Annotated in this window: 9 protein-coding genes; 2 read left to right on the forward strand and 7 right to left on the reverse strand. The window is 44.1% G+C overall.

Annotated elements, in window-relative coordinates; genetic code table 11:
* Window positions 1-258: 258 nt before the first annotated feature.
* The 6 genes from AC438_RS14120 to AC438_RS16870 form a co-directional block, all read right to left on the reverse strand.
* Window positions 259-573 (reverse strand): transposase, encoded by a 315-nt coding sequence (locus AC438_RS14120; protein WP_053981916.1) that lies wholly within the window; start codon window positions 571-573, stop codon window positions 259-261.
* Window positions 574-730: 157 nt separating this feature from the next.
* Window positions 731-3,865, reverse strand: coding sequence for an efflux RND transporter permease subunit (locus tag AC438_RS14125; protein WP_053981917.1), 3,135 nt, complete (start codon window positions 3,863-3,865; stop codon window positions 731-733).
* An 8-nt stretch (window positions 3,866-3,873) separates the two neighbouring features.
* On the reverse strand, window positions 3,874-5,070 hold the full coding sequence (locus AC438_RS14130; RefSeq protein ID WP_053981918.1) for an efflux RND transporter periplasmic adaptor subunit: 1,197 nt from the start codon (window positions 5,068-5,070) through the stop codon (window positions 3,874-3,876).
* A 1,076-nt stretch (window positions 5,071-6,146) separates the two neighbouring features.
* Window positions 6,147-7,775 (reverse strand): RICIN domain-containing protein, encoded by a 1,629-nt coding sequence (locus AC438_RS14135; RefSeq protein ID WP_053981919.1) that lies wholly within the window; start codon window positions 7,773-7,775, stop codon window positions 6,147-6,149.
* 317 nt (window positions 7,776-8,092) lie between these two features.
* Window positions 8,093-8,872: a hypothetical protein gene (locus AC438_RS14140; protein WP_053981920.1), complete on the reverse strand. Its 780-nt coding sequence runs from the start codon at window positions 8,870-8,872 to the stop codon at window positions 8,093-8,095.
* Between the two features lie 700 nt (window positions 8,873-9,572).
* A complete protein-coding gene (locus AC438_RS16870) occupies window positions 9,573-9,725 on the reverse strand; it encodes a hypothetical protein (protein WP_156317091.1) in 153 nt (50 codons plus the stop codon).
* A gap of 132 nt (window positions 9,726-9,857) precedes the next feature.
* On the opposite strand from AC438_RS16870, the gene pgm reads away from it, so the two are divergent.
* Both pgm and AC438_RS14150 read left to right on the forward strand, forming a co-directional pair.
* Window positions 9,858-11,498, forward strand: coding sequence for a phosphoglucomutase (alpha-D-glucose-1,6-bisphosphate-dependent) (gene pgm, locus AC438_RS14145; protein ID WP_053981921.1), 1,641 nt, complete (start codon window positions 9,858-9,860; stop codon window positions 11,496-11,498).
* A gap of 707 nt (window positions 11,499-12,205) precedes the next feature.
* Window positions 12,206-13,381, forward strand: coding sequence for an endo-1,4-beta-xylanase (locus AC438_RS14150; RefSeq protein WP_053981922.1), 1,176 nt, complete (start codon window positions 12,206-12,208; stop codon window positions 13,379-13,381).
* A gap of 197 nt (window positions 13,382-13,578) precedes the next feature.
* Here AC438_RS14150 and AC438_RS14155 read toward each other — a convergent pair whose 3' ends face one another.
* Entirely contained in the window at window positions 13,579-20,655 is a 7,077-nt protein-coding gene (locus AC438_RS14155; protein ID WP_238376405.1) for an invasin domain 3-containing protein, read from the reverse strand.
* Window positions 20,656-20,693: the final 38 nt, after the last annotated feature.

Genomic DNA, 20,693 nt, shown 5'->3' on the forward strand with positions numbered 1-20,693 from the left:
TTTAGTGCTTCACTAAGTAAATACAGGAAGAAATACAGGGACACTCACTCTAAAAAACTGCCCGCATAGCCAAAATCTTGAGTGAGTGTCACTGGTAATAATGTTTCTGCCAGCTATTTAAACGGTTCTTAAGCTTTAGCTGCGGGCACGGTGATTATGAATATCGCGTATAAGCCCGCCAATAATTATAACTACTACGGTGCACATTCAAGATTGAGCACAACCTTTTAACTGGGTAGCTCTCTTGCAGATCAAAAATTACCGAAAATTTTTCAGTGCGCCCGATCGCAAGAGAGCTGAGGCCTTTTTTAAGATGTCATTCTCTTCGTTAATACGGCGTATTTCTTTTTCAAGCTCACGAATCCGCTGCTGATCATCGCCAATCGGTACGTTCAACTCGCTCGCCTTACCTTGCTGATCATTACGTCGTTGTCGCACCCATTTATCTACTGTAGATTTACCGACACCCATTACTTCAGCGGCGTCTCGAATACTGTAGTCTTGCTCTAATACCAAATTAGCGACCTTCAATCGAAAGTCGGCATCATATCGGGGGCGTGTTTTCTTATTCATAGTGCACCTTTTTAAGTAATGAAATTATTTTACTACTATTAATGGATGACCAAAGGTGGTATGGCGTTCAAAAAATTATTAAAATAAAAAAGACTTAAGATCATTAAAAATAGAGGGCTCAGGAATAAAGCCCTCTATTTTTAGCTTATAGTCGTGTTTAGTAATTTTCTGTTCTTAGTGAGCCTGGCAAAAATTTACCGATCCAAACAAATAGCCGCTTAATACCACGAAAATCTTCTAGCATTAAGTACATACACGGCACCAACAAGAGCGTGACTAATGTGGCGTAAAGCACAGAAAAACCCAATGCGACAGCCATAGGAATCACAAATTTTGCCTGCAAACTTGTCTCGAACATAATAGGCAGCACGCCAGCAAAAGTGGTGATTGATGTTAATGTAATGGCTCTAAAGCGAGCACAACCGGCTTCAATTACTGCGTCACCAACAGCCATTCCCGCCTCGCGGCGTTTATTAACAAAGTCTGTAAATACCAGGCTATCATTAATCACCACCCCAGCCGCTGCAATAAGGCCGAAGGTTGACATCATGCTAAGGTTAATGCCAAAAAAGAAGTGGCCCCAAATTGCGCCCGTAAGGCTAAAGGGGATTACCGACATTACAATAATGGGCTGATAATAACTTTTTAGCGGTATAGCCAACAAAATATAAACCATCACTAAACCGGCAATCATAAACAGTAACTGTTCATTTTGCTGAGCTTGAGTTTCTTCTATCGAGCCACCTAATTCGGTTTTAACACGAGGATGTTTTTTTGTGAGTTCCGGTAGAAGATTGTCTTTAATATTATCGACAACCTCATTGGGTTCAACCTGGTTTTCATCAATCGCCCCCCAAATATAAACACTGCGAAACCCGCTTTCGCGACGAATATAGCTAATACCCGGTGCTTCACGCAGCTTGACAACATCGCCCAATAGCACCTCTTGCCCTGACGGTGTCGAAAGCACAGTATATTTTAAGTCGGCAAAACGTTCGCGAGTTAATTTGGGGTAACGCACCATCACCTTAACCTCTTCGCCATCACGAATCACGCGCTGGGCTTCGCCTCCGTAAAAACTATTACTCACTTGACTAGCAATTGAGGCAAGATCTAAACCTAGATCATAGGCAACAGGCAGCAGATCCATTTGGATTTCTTTGCTCGCAGGGTCAATAGTCGAGCTAATATCGTACAGGCCTTTTTGTTGCTGTAACATGGCGATAAATTCTCGCCCAGCAGCATTGAGAGAGTCAATATCGCTACCAAAAAGCAGGTACCCAAAATCGCCGTCACTCCCCCCGCCATTCACATCATCTTGAATTGAAAAAGATCTCATACCCGGAATTTCGGGAATCGCTTCGCGCCATCGTCGCGCTAACTCAAACGCGTTAAATGGTCGCAATTGCTCATCGACTAAAGGCACAATAATTCGCGCTTCTGTACGGCCATCATTAAAAGCCAATACATCTTTAATCATTTTCTGACCGGTTTCTTTTTCCACTTGTTGATCCACCTCATACAAAACGCGTTCGATGGATTTTAAGGCGTTAATCGTCATAAGGTCAGAAACGTTTTCATTCATTTCAATACGTATACCCGGAAAGTCGTGAGGCACCGCAGGCGTTGGGACTGTTCGCACATAATTTGCTTGAATCAAACCAAAGCTAAGCAATAGTACGCCGACAAAAACACCAAATACCGTCCAGCGCCACTGTGTGCAGGCGTATACAAAATTGCGGTAACGACCATTAATAAAATTAAAAAATCGGGTGTTGAATTTTTCCCGCCATGAACCACGTTTAATTTTTATCACTTTCATGTGTGCAATATGCGCAGGAAGAATCAGTTTGGATTCAATTAAACTAAATACCAAACATAAAATAACGACAGCCGCTATATTATAAAAGAAGGCACCCTGAGGCCCACTAGACATAACAAAAGGAACAAATACCGCAATTGTGGTTAAAACACCAAAGGTGGCAGGTACTGCGACTCGGTGCGCGCCACGTACAACATTGTTAACACCGCCACCGTATTTTTCAATTTCACTGTAGGCACTTTCACCGATCACAATAGCATCATCAACAACTATTCCTAGCACCATAATAAAAGCAAATAGCGATAAAATATTAATGCTGACATCAAATACCGGCATCAACATCATGGCACCGAGAAAGCAAAGAGGTAAGCCCACCATCACCCAAAATGCAAGCCTAATTTGTAGAAATAGGCCTAGCATAATGGCCACGAGTAACGCCCCCATAAATAAGTTATCGAGCATCATATCTAGACGCGCATTAAGATAATATGTCATATCCACCAGTACTTTGAGCTTCAAGCCTGGCGGCAATGTTTTATTGCGCTCTTCTATGTAATTTTTAACAGACTCTGCCACAGGAATAATACTTTGCTCTTTCGTGGCGTTGACTGAAAAGTATATTGCGTTTTCGCCAGAGTACTTAAAATAGTGCTCTCCTTCGGTAAAACCATCTTTAATAACAGCCACATCTTGCAATAAAACCTGAGCACCATTAGCGCCAATTTTTATAGGAACAGCGCGAAATTCGTCACCACGGTATAGCTGGTTTTCGATACGCACTGAAATAATACCGGCATTGGTACGCAATTGCCCAGCCGATATATTGGTTGAATGCCGGCGAATCGCATTGGCGACTTGGTCTAGTGTGAGGTTGTATTTTCGCAGTTCATCAGGCTTAATCTCTATGGCAATTTCATCTTCCGGCGCCCCCATATATACCAAAGATACATTAGAGAGCTCAAGTAATTCATCTTCGATAATTTTTGCAAGGGGTTTCAACTCCTCTAAGGGAACATCGCCCACCAAAGACAACTCTATAACTTGCTGCTGAAATTCTTGCTGAGTCACATTAACCGGCTCCATATCGGCCGGAAAGGTGGCAATGCCATCGACGCGCAATTTTACTTTATCGAGCACATCAGTGAGCTTAGCGTCGGGTTCAATCTCTAATGATACGCGCCCAAAACCGCGGTTGGCTCGTGAAATAATTGATTTTATTTCGGTGACATCTTTTAATGCTTCTTCTATTTTTATCAGTATACTTTCTTCGATTTCTTGTGGTGATACGCCTGGGTATACTGCACTCACCTGAATATAATTAATTTCGATATTAGGAAACATTTGACGCTGAACTGTAAAATAGCTCACTGTCCCTAAAATAATTATAAACACCATTAATAAATTTGCCGCAACTGGGTTTTTGGCAAAAAAAGCAATGATGCCGCCGGGCGTTTCATTTGTTGCACTCATAACGCCCCCTAGCGGTTAGCCGCTTTTTGTTCGGCAGTGTTGGTATCCGCCTGATGATTTAATGGCTCTAATTCTTCATCTACAATGGCAAGCTTTACTTCCATGCCGTTTTGAGGGTATTCCGGCAAAGTAGTCACTACTTTATCGTCATTATTCAGGGCACCACGAATCAAAAAGAACTCCCCCTCTTCGCGCAACACAGTAACATTACGAGACTCCAAGCGTTGCTCTGGGCCAACAATCCAAATTTTTTGGTTAGTGACTAACTCCTGCGGCAAACGATATACATTTTTTAAGGTTTTCCCCATAAGATTAACTTCGACATAACGACCAAACTTAATAGGAGGAAGATCGCTATTCAAACTGTACGGATCAGAGATTCGAGCAACCAAGTGACTCATACGTGTAGCACTATCCACAATACCCAGGTCACGCGCAATGAAGGCCTCTCGATAAACTTGAGTGGCTCCTTTTACGGTGACTTGAGCGGGTAAGCCTGCAACGCGCTCAGGGAGAAAAGCTGTATCAAAGCCGGCAACAGGAAAAGTCACTTCGGCATATTCAATATTATAGAGTTCCCCGACTTCGCTTCCCTGGGAGACATATTGCCCTTTGCCAAGATTACGTGCGACAACCAAGGCATCATAAGGCGCCCTCACTTCACAGTTATCCAAATCTCGTTGAGCAAGTTTTAGCTGAGCCTGACTCGATTTGAGTGCTGCGCGCGCACTTAGCAATTGAGGTTTACGCAAATAAAGATCGGTTACCTTAGCTTTAGGGGCTGTTTTTGCCTCGCTTTCGGCAACCGCCGCGCGCGCCTGCTCTTCTATCAATGCGGCCTCAGCAAGAGACAGATCTGCCTGCGCCTTCATGAGTGCAGCTTCGTAGGTGTCTTTTTCAATACTAAACAGCACCTCACCACGTGCAATCAAGCCACCCGGAACAAATTTTTCGTGCCAATGTGTCACCTCACCCGATACCTGAGCGGCCAACCGCGTACGCTCTAAGGGCTCTAGCTCACCAAAACTGGAGAGCTGCACTGAATAATTTTGGGCAACAGCCGACTCAACCCTTACTGTAGGGCGAGTATCAACCGGTTCTTTTTTTTCATCGTCACTATTGGTCGCCCCAATTGCCATCATACCTGCCACACCTACAGCAACAGCTACAAACGGAAAAAACACTTTCATCAACCTTTTGTTCATGTCCAATAACCCTTAACGAATTTTTATGCAAATTTTACACATCTTTGAAGGTGACGTTACAAATAATTTCCGAGAGGCAGGTATAGATGAGGTGTGAATCATCCATGCATAAAGCACGATGCAATAGACTAAAGAAGGCCAATGCCCGACTATAGCGATCAAGGAAACCTTGGAGTTCAACAGCCAAATACTCATATTATGCTATGAATTAATTATGTTTTGTCTTTTTTCTGGTGAAATAAATCGTACCCCGTTGTTGTGCGTATGCGGTATAGATTGCTGTCATCATCAATATAACTGCTAATACCAACACCGTATTATCAAAAAACTTATAGCCTAAGCACGGTATACGCTCTGTTTTCAAGATTCAAATATGCGCCCATGGAGTATTCCCGCAACTAACTGCCGGATCACACGGTGATGCTGGTAAGCTGTGTATATGGGCATCTGGAACCCATTAAGCAAAGTAAGTTATGATTAATATGACAACATATCACTACTTCGATACTGATCGATTTTTTGAGGAACCCCTCTAATGACCTTCCATGCTATAAAAATATATATGCGTGTAAATAGCTATGCAGCCTCAAAAAAGCAATCAAAAACCGAAGCTTATTCCATATGAATTTACTGATCAGTGAATTATCGACTGTAACAATGGCATTAGTATTTTAAGACCGCAGGAGATAGTTAAAAAGTGTATATACAGCTACACACTGGGGTAGGTATAGACATAGATTGGCGGGGAATATATAAAGACAGCCACAATTAAAAGGCAATGATACTTATATATGTCTAATACCGTATCGCTAGGCTAAAATAGTTGGTGTTTTCAAGATGGCCGTCACTAGTACATTAATTCAATGAAATTAACTATTTAAAGATACTATCGGCACCCTAATAAGGTGAGATTGACCGCTTAGCCGAATGGTGGCGTGACTTTTAAAATCGCGCTACCCTTGTCTCTATTTTTGAGTCTACATGTTCTTGCGTAGGCTTACGTATGAGTGTGGTATCAATGAGCTGACTCAACAATCACCCACTTTAACGAGTGGCTGTTGAGTCAGAGCATATTCTTAGTTGAGTTTAAAATACTGTTGTGGACTGCTTGCACAAGACCACTGCTGGGCATTAGTGAAATTGTTATTATTACCGCCTGCAATATCAAGACACTTGCCACTGTGCTTTGCGATCAATTCGAAATAGCCTCCACCGACATCATTCAATTTGAATCGCTGATTGTCGCCTCCCCAGCAACCCCACACTTGCATATTTGCACCGTTAGAGGTGCCGCCGACATCTAAGCATTTCCCACTGGAAATTGATTTGATTTCGAAATATCCATTATCTTTCTCATTGAGTGCCCATTTTTGATTGGCGCCATTATGGCAATCATATTGGGTGACATTCGTGCCGTTGGCTTGGCCATTTTTTTCTAAATCAAGGCAACGATTAGAATGCTGGGCACGCAATTGAACAGTGCCAGATTTAGGTGTTACTTCACCTGCTGAGATTTTTTCTAATGATAGGCGAGTCACAACCCAGTTTGGATCAGAGAGACCTTCATCGGAGAACTGAAGCGTAAGTGCTCCGTCGGATACGGTTATCTCAAATGTAACATAAGGAAATTCGCCTTCACTGCTTTGAATATTAGAGTCAATAACTTTACCTTCAGCAGTAACCGACATTGCGTCGTGCATGTGATCAGCATCACCCATATTCAAGACTACGCGCCATTTTCCACTGGCTATTTTGTGCTCTAACGTACGTTTTTCTGAGCTGAAGACAAAGTCACGGTTAATGTTGTTTACACCTGTAGAAGTGCCGCGATCTCGACTACCTACAGGGGCACTCCATGAAATATCGCCATTGGTTTCTGGAGAGATACGTGTCCAGCCAGATTGAACTTTTGAAACTCCAGTTCCAAAGTCATAATTGTATTTATCTTTATTTAAGTCAACATTGATCGTATATATATTACCGGCAAATTTCGTTGGTCTAAACCTAGCGACTTCTGAACTCACGTTTTGAAGAGCTTTAGAGGCATCGGCTTGTTGTGGTTGTCCTGCAGGAACACCACAAGCAACACCGTTACATTGAATACGAGGATTTGAGAATCGATTACCTCGATTAGTACCGAACGAAGAGGCGTACGCCATAATCGTTGAATATACGTTATCAACACCATAGCCTAAACCGTACGCGTAACGCACGCCATTTTTATTACCTTGACGGCGTGAGTGGTTTAGCCCCATGTTATGGCCCAATTCATGCGCCGCAGTTAATGGTCCGCATTTCGGGCCAACAACGTTCCAAGCCCAAGCTTGACTTACGGCGACGTAGCCAATTCCACATTTACCTGTTTTATGCAATTGGGTGACGAAGTCAGCACCTAAATCGTCTCTTAATTTAATAAGTTCTTTATTTTTTCTAATATTACCTAGCACGTCACGCATTGTGGTGCTGTTATCACTATGTGGATGAACGCCAACCAATCGCAATTGAATGTCTACACCACTCGCGCTGTAAGCATAATTGATCTGATTGACCCAACTTTGAACACCTGTTGCGGGGTCTCCATTAAAGTGGTTTTTTGAGTCGGTGTCGTAAAGTACGAGCCAGTCAACGGTTACTGCTTGTGCGCTTTGGGCAAAATAGCCAAAACTTAGCGCCAAAAGTAATTTTTTAAAATTTTTTACTTTCATTGTTTTTCTCCAAAGCTAAAAGTATCGCGCTTAGGGCAGTAATAAATTATTTCATTAAACGTAGATTTATTTTTCATCAGCTAAGTGTTCAAAGAGTCACATACCTGAGCATGTAACGCTTAAAGTAATCCAGCTGAGGATTAAAAAGCTCGTATCATTAAATAAAGTATTACGGCTTTGCCCTTTATGTATTTATCATTTTTATAACGCGTGTTAAAAAATAGGCTTTAATTTTTGTAAAGCACTAAGGAAAACATCCATGCTTATAAGGCTTATATCGACCATTATTTAGAGTATCTCATTGTGCTGACTCAGTATTAATGGCCTTCTTCACTCGGTAAAACAGCATCTGTTTCAGAAAACTCTTGCTTAAATAAGGTTTGGCTCGATGCAATCCAACCAACGCCATCATGTGCTTGTAAAACGTAGTGCCCCGTAGATGTATTAATACCCGCAATAGTTAACTTTTCGCTTTGCGTAATAAGTACATCGTAACGTTCAGAACCGTTAGTTTCTATGTGCCCTTCCCAGGTTAAGCTGGTTTCATCATAACGAATAGAATCGACAATCATGACGAACTCTTCTTGTAATTGCGCTACTGGTATTATCAGTGTGTCACCTGGCATCAGGGCTTCGATTTTTAGCGGATTAAAACGGATAAATTCTCGACCGTCATTTTTATCTTCATCATTGAGCTGCATGTTATTAGGAACATCATCTGTCTCGGTCCATGCTGATGGTTGCTCCAAGACTTTTAGTACTGATTCAGCATCAAAAACTTGATTGGGACGTTGGAGCCGCATTCGATCTAATCGGTCAGTTAACTGAGGAAAGTCTGGATTAGAAGAGACTGACAAATAACGCTTGTGCATCTCTGGCGTCTCCTCTTTTAGGTTAGATTTTGAAGGTGAAGTCGTTTCAGACTTATTGCCAAAATCATGCGCTTTTGGCTGAGGATTAGAATGCGAACCAAAAGTTTCGTCCCTATTGATTGATGCCGTTTCTGGTATATCATCACTCACCATAGTATTAGAAAAAAAGAGATAGCAAAGGGTAATAAGAGCAATTGCAGCACTAATGGTGATTTTATAATTCATACAAAATTCCTATGAACAAATGATAAATACTTATGGCTTCGATCTTGACAAAACGAATACATTGCAGCTGTATAAAATTTTTATATTTTCTAATCATACAGGTAAAGTTTTTAAGAGCATGCTGGTTTCGGTTTATTTGTGAGCTGGATCAATAATAAAAAATTTCTCTATACTTTTTAGGTAATAACAGAATGAGGGCTTGGGCTAGGTAATAACAGAATGAGAGCCAGAGACCGGCCTTAAACACTCAGGCTAATCGAGAAAAGTATTTTAAAAATGTCGACATCGTATCAATAATAACAATCCACAAAGGCAGCCGTGACTCAAAGGAAATAACACCTCTATTTATCGATATTTGTATCGCTAAACCATCGCCATCGCCATCGCCAGTTACATATTGATTCAATAAACAGTATAAATAACTACACCTGCTGACCTATTACTTGGCGCACTGTGTGTGCTGCTTTTGCGCCACACAATGTCGTGCGGTGTTTTCTAAAAAAGGTAATGTACTCGTATCAATAGGCAATAAATAAAAACTCTCCTCTGGTTGTACCCCCAACAGCCTTTAACACTAGTGAGCTGACCTTAAACCAGGGCCAAAGCACATCGTTAATAGAATCCATTAACGTTAATCACTTACGCATTGAACTTACATCAAGTCATCCAAGTCATCCAAGTCATTATACGATAGTGCTATTTATAAGCCGCCGCACCCACTTTTATTAACATTAACATCATTAAAAAACGCTAAATCTACAGCTTTGCTGGCTGGATTAAGCGCTACCGCTAAGCGCCTCACTGTAACCATCGCCATGACGATCTCTATGCTGTACACAAACTCAGTATTCATAGCGACTATAAGCCTTTTGATTCAATTTTTATTCCTTCATAATAGTGTGAACTAGATAACAATAACGCAGGCAACAATAGCGTAGACGCATACTTTTCATCTTTTTAGGAGAATCACTTGAGCCAACCCACTATGAAGATTCACCCTTTGGCAGGTCACGTAGCCCCGGTAGAAATTCTGATTAATGTGGCAAAACTGGTCACCGCTTACTATAGCGAAAGACCAGATCCGAGCGAGGCCGCACACCGGGTTGCTTTTGGCACGTCGGGGCACCGAGGCTCTTCGCTTAAACGCTCGTTCAACGAATATCACCTACTGGCCATGACGCAAGCCATCTGTGACTACCGCCAAGCCAATAACATTGATGGTCCGCTGTTTATCGGCATCGATACCCACGCCTTATCGGAGCCTGCCTTTGTTAGCGCAATGGAGGTACTGGCAGCCAACGACGTGCAGGTACAGATTTCTACGGGTGGTGAATACGTACCAACACCGGCTATTTCACACGCAATTCTCACCTATAACCAAGAGCGTACTCGCGGTTTGGCCGACGGTATTGTCATTACCCCGTCGCACAACCCACCCGATGGTGGCGGCTTTAAATACAACCCGACCCATGGCGGCCCAGCCGATACCCATATTACAAACTGGGTAGAGCGCCGATCCAATCACTATTTAGAAGCTGGCTTGAAGGCCGTTAAACGCATACCGTTTGAACAAGCTATGCGTGCAAGTACAACACACGAGTACGACTTTTTACGTCATTACGTCGCTGATATAGCCAATGTCATCGATATGGAGGCCATTCGTGCAGCCGGTGTGCGCATGGCTGTAAACCCACTCGGCGGCGCTGGCGTAAACTATTGGCCAGCCATTGCAGAAAAATATCAATTAGACCTTACCGTGTTAAATTCTACAGTCGATACCAGCTTCCGCTTTATGTCTGTCGATTGGGATGGAAAAATTCGCATGGATCCATCCTCGCCTTATGCCATGCAGGGGTTAATTAACTTAAAAGATAGCTACGATGTTGCCTTTGCTTGCGATACGGATCACGACCGCCACGGCATTGTAAGCGCCAGCGCAGGCCTAATTGCGCCCAATCACTATCTGTGTGTCGCTATTGACTACCTCTTTCAAAACCGCCCCCACTGGAGCCTTAATGCAGCCGTGGGTAAAACCCTCGTTAGCAGCCAAATGATCGATCGCGTGAGTGCTGGTATTGGCCGTAAGGTATTAGAAGTGCCGGTGGGCTTTAAGTGGTTTGCCGCAGGTTTGGTCGATGGCTCTTTAGGATTTGGTGGCGAAGAAAGCGCCGGCGCTTCATTTTTGCGCCGCGACGGGCGCGTATGGACCACCGATAAAGACGGCTTAGCTCCAGCGCTATTATCGGCCGAAATAACCGCCAAAACCGGTCGCGATCCCGGTGAAAATTACCAAACATTAATTAAAAAGTATGGCGAACCAACCGCCGATCGCATTCAAGCAGTAGCCAGCACCGAACAAAAAGCCAAGCTGTCTCAGTTATCACCAGAGCAAGTGACCTCTACAACCTTGGCCGGCGAAACCATTACGGCAGTCATGACAAAAGCCCCGGGCAATAACGCGGCTATCGGGGGCCTAAAGGTCGTCACCGAGAACGGCTGGTTTGCTGCAAGGCCTTCGGGCACCGAAGATATTTACAAAATCTATGGCGAAAGCTTTCGTGGCGAAGCCCATCTGCAAACGATATTAAAAGAGGCCCAAGCCATTGTAGACAAGGCGCTGAAATAGCTGCGTATGCCTCATTTTAGTACTGGATCGAAAGGTTAGAGCAGAACAGTAGTGCGGTGTACACCGTCAGTCTTTACTTGCCATATCACCGATAAGCGCTACTCATATATAAATACAACAAGCAAGCACACCCTCAAGTCAAAACTTGAGGGTATTTTATTCAGTCAGGGTGATAGATATGAACCTAGGTCTCCGTTATCTCAACCCTATCCGCATCTTCCGCTGAATCTCTACCTTTTAAACCTCTTATTCTGAGTCATGAGGCACTAAAACATAAAAGCATGCAGTTTGGTCATAATGTATCAGTATCATACTTAATAGTATATTTTAGCTTACCCGAGTCATAGCCGATTAAAGAAGGTTAAAAAATGACTATTTCAGCGCCACTTTTAGACTAACATGAGTCATCGTCTTAATATATTTTTATCCTCCACTACTCCACAGCTTAATACCAATAATGTGCTGTAGCCTTAGCATTACTTCTAATCATTAATCGTATCATTTTTTAGCAAAAAAAAGCACATTAAGATGTTTTTAAAAAAATACCGAACCCATATTAATAATTTCTACCAATACCGTGGTTACTTTATTTTTATGTCATGCATAGCTTATTGTGAATAGAGTATTGTGCATAGAGTATTTTTGGCAAAAATAAATAAAAGCTGATGCTCAGATGATACTTGGCCGCCCCAAAAAAGAGATTAAATATGAGTATGATAAAAACGGCGTTGACAGTACTATTAGCCGTGTCGGCTTTACATGGTTGCGCTACATTTAGCACAAGTACTGCATCTACAACATCGAGTGCTATGCCCAGCAATATATCTGGCAATACGCTCAAAAGTGTTTACCACAATAAATTTTTAGTAGGTGCGACGGTGAATAATGCCATGCTTAACGCCGAATACAATCCGTCACTTGAAACCGTTAAAGAGCACTTTTCGGCGATAACTACCGATAACGCACTGAAATGGGAAGCAATGAATGCAACGCCCGATAAATATCATTTAGAGGTTGTAGACCGTTTTGTTAAATTTGGGCAGCATCATAATATTCAGTTAGTGGGCCATGTCTTGTTTTGGCACAGCCAAACACCCGATTGGGTTTTTGAAGATACACAAGGCCAACTCCTTACTCGTGAAGCCTTATTAAAGCGTATGCGTGAGCGCGCTCAATTATTAGCGGAGCGCTATGGCGATAGTATAAAAATTTGGGACGTGGTGAATGAAGCGATCAATGACGACGGTACTTTACGTGAGTCTAAATATCATAGAATTATTGGTCCCGACTTTATCGAGCAAGCTTTTATTATAGCCGCTGAAGAATTTCCGGCAGACACTAAGCTGCTATATAATGATTATGGCATGGACCGAGCAGGCCGCAAAACCACGGTTATTGCTATGCTTAATGATTTTAAAAAGCGCGGCATTAAAATTGATGGGGTTGGAGTGCAAGGGCATTGGTCAATGAATCAGCCTAGCTTGCAAACTATTGATGAGAGCTTAGCCGCTTATGCCGCTACCGGCGTACCTATACATATTACAGAGCTAGACCTCGATTATTTAGGTCGCGAGCATTTTTTTAGTGCCGATGTCGACATCGAAAAAATAGTCGCAACCCCTGAAAACAATCCCTATTCAGATGGCAATTTTCCCGCTTCGGCTGATGCCGAATTAGCACAGCGCTATAAAGATATTTTTGGTTTGTTTTTAAAGCACTCAGATAATATAGAGCGCGTCACCTTTTGGGGCGTCAATGATAGTGATTCTTGGTTAAATGGCTGGCCAGTCAAAGGGCGTACCAATTACCCGCTATTGTTTGATCGCAACAACGCAGCCAAGCCCGCCGTCGATGTGTTATTACAATTAAACACCATTGAATAATTGATTGAACGACTTAAATCATTTGTGGTAGTTTTTCTCGGCTTTATACTCATGCCATGCTTAGCCTAACATTATTTTTGCTGGGCATTGTCGGGGAGGCATTAACTAACCCATGCTTCCCCCTGCAATGTCCAGCACTTAAATACCCACAAAATAATTTCCCAGCATTTTACCAGCTTAGCTAAATAATATTTTGATTAATCGCATTCATCCTGAGTATTAACATTCAGTACAACACGGCGATTAACACTTTTACCCGATTCATTACCGTTACTGGCAATAGGCAATGATTCACCATAGGTTTTTATCATTAATTGTTTTCTAGATATACCACGAGAGATAAAAAAATCAGCCGCACTGTGTGCCCGACGATTTGATAAAGCTAAATTGTAAGCCTGACTACCATCAGAATCCGTATAGCTTTCAAGCTCGACTAACCACCGTGGATTTTTAATTAAACGCTGAGATAATTCATTTAACACTTTATTGGATTCGACCGTTAATGCCGCCGAATTTTTCCCGAAAAAAATACTTTTAGAGGCAACTTTTTTTGGTGTACATGTCTCTATTATTGGAGGGGTAGGCTTAGTCGCTATAACTGGAGCGGCGACAGGTACTACAATCGGTGCGCCCTTATTTTTCGTCGATTTAGATTTGCGCCCAAAATAACGTACAATGCTTATATTGCCATAACGTGCATCACGGTCGTAACTGTCTATTTCTAATTTAACCAACCATGGTGATTGTTTAAAGTCATATTGCACACCCAGCCCGATGCTTAACTGTACCGACTCGACCTCGCTAAAAGGAACACTATCGCCACCTTTTTTTGCTTTATTCGATATTGCCGAAACACCCGCTTTGGCAAATACATTAACCCCCCTTTGCCGAGGCTTAAAAGCATATAAGCCTGCCATTAACGACGGTACTTTGTAGGTGATCGCCGCCTCAGGAAAGACGGCATTGATGCGCGGGTTTTCATTATCAACGCCCGCCTCACCTAAATCAGCGTATTTAAGTTCAGCAAAAATTCTGGGTGTAAAATGGCGACCCACAACTAAATGCCAACCGGTATCGGTATTATCGCCGGTGGCCCAACCATTAGCCCGCCCTTCTGGATGTATACGAGCTAAACCTAAACCTAAGCCACCATACCAACAACTCAAAAAGCCCTGTGGTTTATCGGTGTATTCATTTAAGTAGGTCCCACAATAGCGGTTACTCGCGGGGTGGCTCTCTTGTGCATTGGATACTTGACCTAACAGCATACCACTCAACACAATAACGCCACCATAAATGCCGATTTTTTTAATCGATACACAAGCTAATAAGCGGCCTGCCTTTAAACCTAAAAGGCCTATATATAATCGCAATAACGTTAATAAAAATAAACCAATAAGCATTATGCCATTAATGCTGCCGCCACTGCCTTTCACAGCAGTTGTTAGCTCACCATCATCTAAATCACGATAGTAATCATTACCCTCAAGGGTATCGCTAAAGCCATCACCATCACTATCCACATCTCGATAATCTGGAGTGGCATCTTTATCGGTATCTATGGGTGTCATTAAATTAGCAGCCACACCGCTACGCAATATACGATCAATACGGCCATCGCCATCTTTGTCTAGATTTTCACTGGATCGGTTTGTCATAGCTTCTATTAAATCAAACAAACCATCGTTATCGCTATCTAAATCGCGAAAGTCAGGCTGCATGTCATTGTCGCTATCGATCGGTGTAAAGGCTGTGTTAATGAAATCGGCTAAACCATCGTTATTATCATCAACAAAATCATCAACTAAACCGTTGCCATCGAGATCCTGCACATTGATATTCGCCTCAAGTACATCAGCAATGCCGTCATTATCACTGTCTAAATCACGAGAGTCAGGTATGCCGTCGCCATCACTGTCTACGGTACCATTACCCTCTGCCGTATCGGGAATACCGTCATTATCGTCATCTAAATCTAAGTGACTGGCAATGCCATCACCATCGGGGTCGTTAATGGTACCGACGGTATCGGGCGCATCATCAACAAGGTCAACGATACCGTCACCATCGGTATCGGTGCTGTACTCGGGGTCAATTTGACCGTCACCATCAGTATCTAAAAGACTTGCGTCGGTATCGGTGATATCAAAAAAACCATCGCCGTCACTATCAAGATCTTTATGATCGGGGATACCGTCGTTATCGGTATCGGGTGGAATATCAATGAATAGACCGTCATCCGCAATACCATTGCCATCAACATCTATTATTCCGGCTTCAATAAAATCAATAATGCCGTCATTATCACTATCCAAATCGAGGCTATCAATAATGCCATCACCATCGGTATCGGCAGGGTACACATCATCATCGATACCGTCATTATTAAGATCGTTACCACCGGTGCTATCCACATCAAAGGTATTATCAATACCATCGCCATCGTCATCCATGTTGGTCAATTGCGTTTCGCCGGTATCGCTAATCCCATCATTATCACTATCTTGATCTAGGCCATCAGCTAAGCCATCACCGTCGGTATCAGGTAATGTAGCGGCATCATCAATGCCATCACCATTGGCATCGACACCACCGGTTTGGTCTACATCAAATCGATTATCAATACCGTCACCATCGTCATCTAGCCCTGTAAGGTTCGACTCTATAGCATCAGGAATACCATCGTTATCCGAGTCCGCATCCAAGCTGTTAGGGATGCCATCGCCGTCGCTATCAAGAGGTGGCGCATCGTCAATACCGTCATTATTGGCATCAACACCACCGGTTTGATCAACATCAAATGCATCATCAATACCGTCATTATCACTATCTAACCCAGAGGCGCCGCTTTCGATAATATCGGGAATACCGTCGTTATCACTATCGAGGTCTTGGGCGTCAATAATACCGTCGTTATCACTGTCTATAGCCCCTTCGATAATATCCGGTATACCATCGCCATCTTCATCGGCGCTATTATCGCGGTAATCCGCAATGCCGTCCCCATCACTGTCTAGTGTACTTTCGTCAGCATCGCTCATACCGTCGCCGTCAGAATCTGGGTCAATTGCATCAATTAAACCGTCACCGTCAGTATCACTCGTGCCTTCGGTTTTATCATCAATACCGTCGTTATCACTATCGGGATCAATGTAATCGGGAGTTCCATCACCATCCGAATCGCGAAGCGCGGCACTATCATCTATACCGTCATTATTGGCATCAACACCACCGGTTTGATCAACATCAAAAGCATCATCAATACCGTCTTGGTCGGTGTCGAGGCCTTGGCTACCGGCTTCAGCGCTATCCAAAATAGTGTCATTATCACTGTCGACATCCTGATAATCAGGTGTACCGTCACCGTCGCTATCACGTAGTGCCACATCATCATCAATACCGTCACTATTAGCATCAACACCACCGGTTTCATCGACATCAAAGGCATTATCAATGCCATCCTTGTCATCATCTTGACCGGTCGCACCACCTTCCATTGCATCTGGGATAGTATCGTTATCGCTATCAGGGTCGCGGTAATCTGGCAGTTTATCGCCATCGGTATCGGGGGCACTCCAAGCATCATCAATGCCATCTAGGTTGGCATCCTCACCACCGGTCACATCCACATCAAAAGCATCATCAATGCCATCTGCGTCGGTATCGGCTCTAACAATTTGAGCCTCTATGGTGTCGGGTAATGCATCGTTATCGCTATCTTTATCTAGGTAGTCAGGTAAACCGTCGTTATCGCTATCGCGCACTATCACCGCATCATCAACACCATCATTATTCACATCTAGCCCTTGTGTTATATCCACATCAAAAGCGTCGTCAATGCCATCGCCATCCGTATCAATGCCGCTGGCCCCAGCTTCGAGGGTATCGGGCAGGCCGTCATCATCACTATCGCGCTCTAGGTAGTCTGCAATTAAATCATTATCGCTATCTTGGTTGCCCTCAATCGCATCAGGAATACTATCGCCGTCGCTATCACGATCCAGTGCATTAATGATGCCATCACCGTCAGTATCTACGACGGTTTCGTCTATAGAGGGAATGCCGTCATTATCATCATCACTGTCGAGGTAATTAGGAATGCCGTCACCGTCGGTATCAAGCGTAGCCGCCAACGGGGTATTGTTTTCAACATTATTAGGCATGCCATCGCCGTCCTCATCACCCGCTGGGTCTAGCGTTAATGCAAGGGTGGCACCCGGTCCAGCCTCTCCATTAATAGCCACCTCTATAAGCGCTTCGCCTGTGAGTGCGCCTAATTCACTCGGTGCGCTGTAAATGGCGGTGTAGGTGCCATCGCCATTATCAACAACATCTGTCAAAGTCCCTACGCTCGTACTTAATACCACGGTATCTGCACCGCGCATTAAGGGGTTACCGTCATCATCATACAGTTGAATGGTGATTGTGCTCGTGGCTGTGCCGTCCGCAATTAATGTATCCGGCGAGGCCTCTAACGTGGTCAAGGTGGCCGACGCTAACGTTAAAGTAAATTCAATATCGGCAGTATCCTCAATTAAATCACCCTCGATAGTCCCTGTAATAAGGGCGCTCTCGGCCATCGTTGAGGAGGTTAAAATAGCCGTATAAGTCCCATCATCGTTGTCTGTTACAGCACCTAAAGTACCCGCCGTTGTATTTAATACCACGGCACCGGCGGAGGCTAACAACGGATTCCCATTGGCATCTTTGACTTGCACTGTCAGCGTTGAGGTCGTTATGCCATCGGCCATAATGTTCTGAGCACTGGCGATGATCGTTGTTTGTGTTGTATCGGCTGCACCTGCAGTAAAGGCGACGGTTTCGGTATCGAGCAAAGGGCTCTCATCAAGCGCACCGCTAATAATGGCACTTTGCGTTGTGGTTGATGAGGTGAGTGTTGCGGTATACGTGCCGTCACCATTATCGATCACACCACTCAACATGCCTGCCGTTGTACTTAAAGTAACCTCCCCGCCCGAAGCCATTAAAGGGTTACCGTTCGCATCTTTTGCCTGAACAGTCAATGTCGTGGTGCTCATACCATCGGCTGTAATCACAGTATTAGTCGCTACGATAGTTGTTGTTGCAGCAACCGAATTCCCCGCTACAAATTCAACGTCGGTAGTTTGGCTAATATTGTGCTCTGCCACCGTACCGGTAATTGTTGCAACCCCCGCTAACGTCGATGATGTGAGTATCGCCGTGTAGGTGCCATCGTTATTATCGGTAATTGCACCAATGCTTCCTAGGTTACTGGCTAAGGTTAATGCACCGCCAGATCGCGTTAAGTTATTACCGTTACTATCTTTTGCTTGTACTGTGAGCTGCGTAGTACTGACGCCATCGGCAACCACAACCGCGCTTGCAGCACTAATAGTACTGGTTAAACCACTCGCATCCCCTGGCACAAACTTTACGACCTCCGTATCAACCAAAGGATTACCAATCACCGTACCGGAGATAGTGGCCGTAACAACAACCTCTCCCGCTACAACAGAGGAGGTTAAAATCGCTGAATAAGTCCCGTCACCATTGTCAATTACATCACTTAGGGTACCTGCCGTTGTGCTTAAAGTGACTGCACCTGCCGAGGTTGCTAAATCATTACCAAACTGATCGCGAGCTTGAATAATTAACACCGTGCCACTGGTATTATCTGCCACAATATTAGGGTTAACCGCCGTAATGGTCGTTTGCTCTTCGCTCACTGCCCCTGGCGTAAACATAACGGCGGCATCATCGGTAATAGGAGCGTTATCGAGTGTACCGGTCACCACCGCTTCCCCCGTGACTGTTGGCGCCGTTAAAACGGCACTATACGTACCATCGCCATTATCGATCACATCACTCAAAGTCCCTGATGTAATACTTAAAGCCACTACGCCTCCCGAGCTCGTAAGGAGGTTACCGTTAATGTCAGCCAACTGAATCGTGACGTGGCTACTGGATACACCGTCAGCAGTCAGGCTAGCATGTTGTGTTGTAATTATTGTATTGGCTGCACTCGCTACACCAACTACGAAGCTCACACTCTGCTCATCAACCAAAGCATTACCTGCAATGGTGCCTGTAATCACAGCCTCTTCTGCTACGGTAGAAGAGGTTAAAATTGCATTATAAGTACCATCATTGTTATCAACGACATCGCTCAAGGTACCCGCACTAGTATTCAACACCACCGTACCGCCCGAGCTATTTAACAAATTACCGTTAAGATCTTTAGCCTGTAGTGTGACAACACTCGCGCTGATGCCGTCAGCTATTATGCTGCTCTGGCTAAGCGCTATCGTTGTTTGCGCGGCACTGGCGGCACCTGTCACAAAGTTTACCGTAGCACTAGGTACCGCCTCTCCCGACAAGGTAGCGCTAAGAGTCGCGGAGCCAGCAGTAGTAGAAGAGGTTAAAATCGCCGAATAAGTCCCATCACCATTATCCGTCACGTCACTTAAAGTACCTGCGCTGGTATTTAATATTACAGGGCCTGCCGATACAGTTAGCGAATTACCCTGACTATCTTTCGCCTGTAAAGTAACCACCGAAGTACTCGTACCATCGGCACTAATATGGGTACTGCTCGGTGTTAAGGTGGATTGACTAGCACTAAGCATGCCGGCCGTAAACGCAATGTCAGCACTCATTGTTAGACGATCACCATTCACACTGCCTGTGACAGTTGCTACCTGTGCAAGCGTTGATGAGGTAAGTACTGCGCTGTAACTACCGTCACCATTATCAATCACATCGCTTAACATACCTGCTGTGGTAGCCAACTCAACACTACCGGCCGAAGCATTAATAGCATTACCGTGACTATCCATCGCTTGCACAGTAATTAATGAAGTCGTCGTACCATCGGCAGTAATGCTCACTTCGCTGGCTGTAATAGTGCTCACACTTAAATCTATAGCGCCCGGCGTAAAATTAACCACGACATTATTTGTAAGGTCTTGGCCCTCTAGTGTTGCCGTCACTGTCGCTGGTGAGGCTAAAGTTGAGGAAGTCAGGGTGGCACTATAAGTCCCATCACCATTATCAATCACAGCGCTTAGCGTCCCATTGCTTGTACTAAAAGTGACGACACCAGCAGAAGCCATCAAGGCATTCCCTTGAGCATCCAGCGCCTGTAATGTGACTTGTGTTGTACTGACGCCATCAGCAGCAATGTAAGAGCTACTTGATGTTAATGTCGACGTTAGTGCACTACCCGCTCCAGCATTGAAGGTGACAACCTCCGTATCATTCAGCGCGTTGCCATCGAGCGTTCCGCTAATCACCGCGTTTTCGGCAGTGGTTGATGAGGTGAGCGTGGCGG

This window comes from Marinagarivorans algicola, from assembly GCF_001292705.1.
Classification (GTDB): Bacteria; Pseudomonadota; Gammaproteobacteria; order Pseudomonadales; family Cellvibrionaceae; genus Marinagarivorans; species Marinagarivorans algicola.

What these genes read in the sequence shown, in the direction of transcription:
- AC438_RS14120 (WP_053981916.1), bottom strand. Translation starts at nt 573, where the DNA reads ATGAATAAGAAAACACGCCCCCGATATGATGCCGACTTTCGATTGAAG.
- AC438_RS14125 (WP_053981917.1), bottom strand. Translation starts at nt 3,865, where the DNA reads ATGAGTGCAACAAATGAAACGCCCGGCGGCATCATTGCTTTTTTTGCC.
- AC438_RS14130 (WP_053981918.1), bottom strand. Translation starts at nt 5,070, where the DNA reads ATGAACAAAAGGTTGATGAAAGTGTTTTTTCCGTTTGTAGCTGTTGCT.
- AC438_RS14135 (WP_053981919.1), bottom strand. Translation starts at nt 7,775, where the DNA reads ATGAAAGTAAAAAATTTTAAAAAATTACTTTTGGCGCTAAGTTTTGGC.
- AC438_RS14140 (WP_053981920.1), bottom strand. Translation starts at nt 8,872, where the DNA reads ATGAATTATAAAATCACCATTAGTGCTGCAATTGCTCTTATTACCCTT.
- AC438_RS16870 (WP_156317091.1), bottom strand. Translation starts at nt 9,725, where the DNA reads ATGAATACTGAGTTTGTGTACAGCATAGAGATCGTCATGGCGATGGTT.
- pgm (WP_053981921.1), top strand. Translation starts at nt 9,858, where the DNA reads ATGAAGATTCACCCTTTGGCAGGTCACGTAGCCCCGGTAGAAATTCTG.
- AC438_RS14150 (WP_053981922.1), top strand. Translation starts at nt 12,206, where the DNA reads ATGAGTATGATAAAAACGGCGTTGACAGTACTATTAGCCGTGTCGGCT.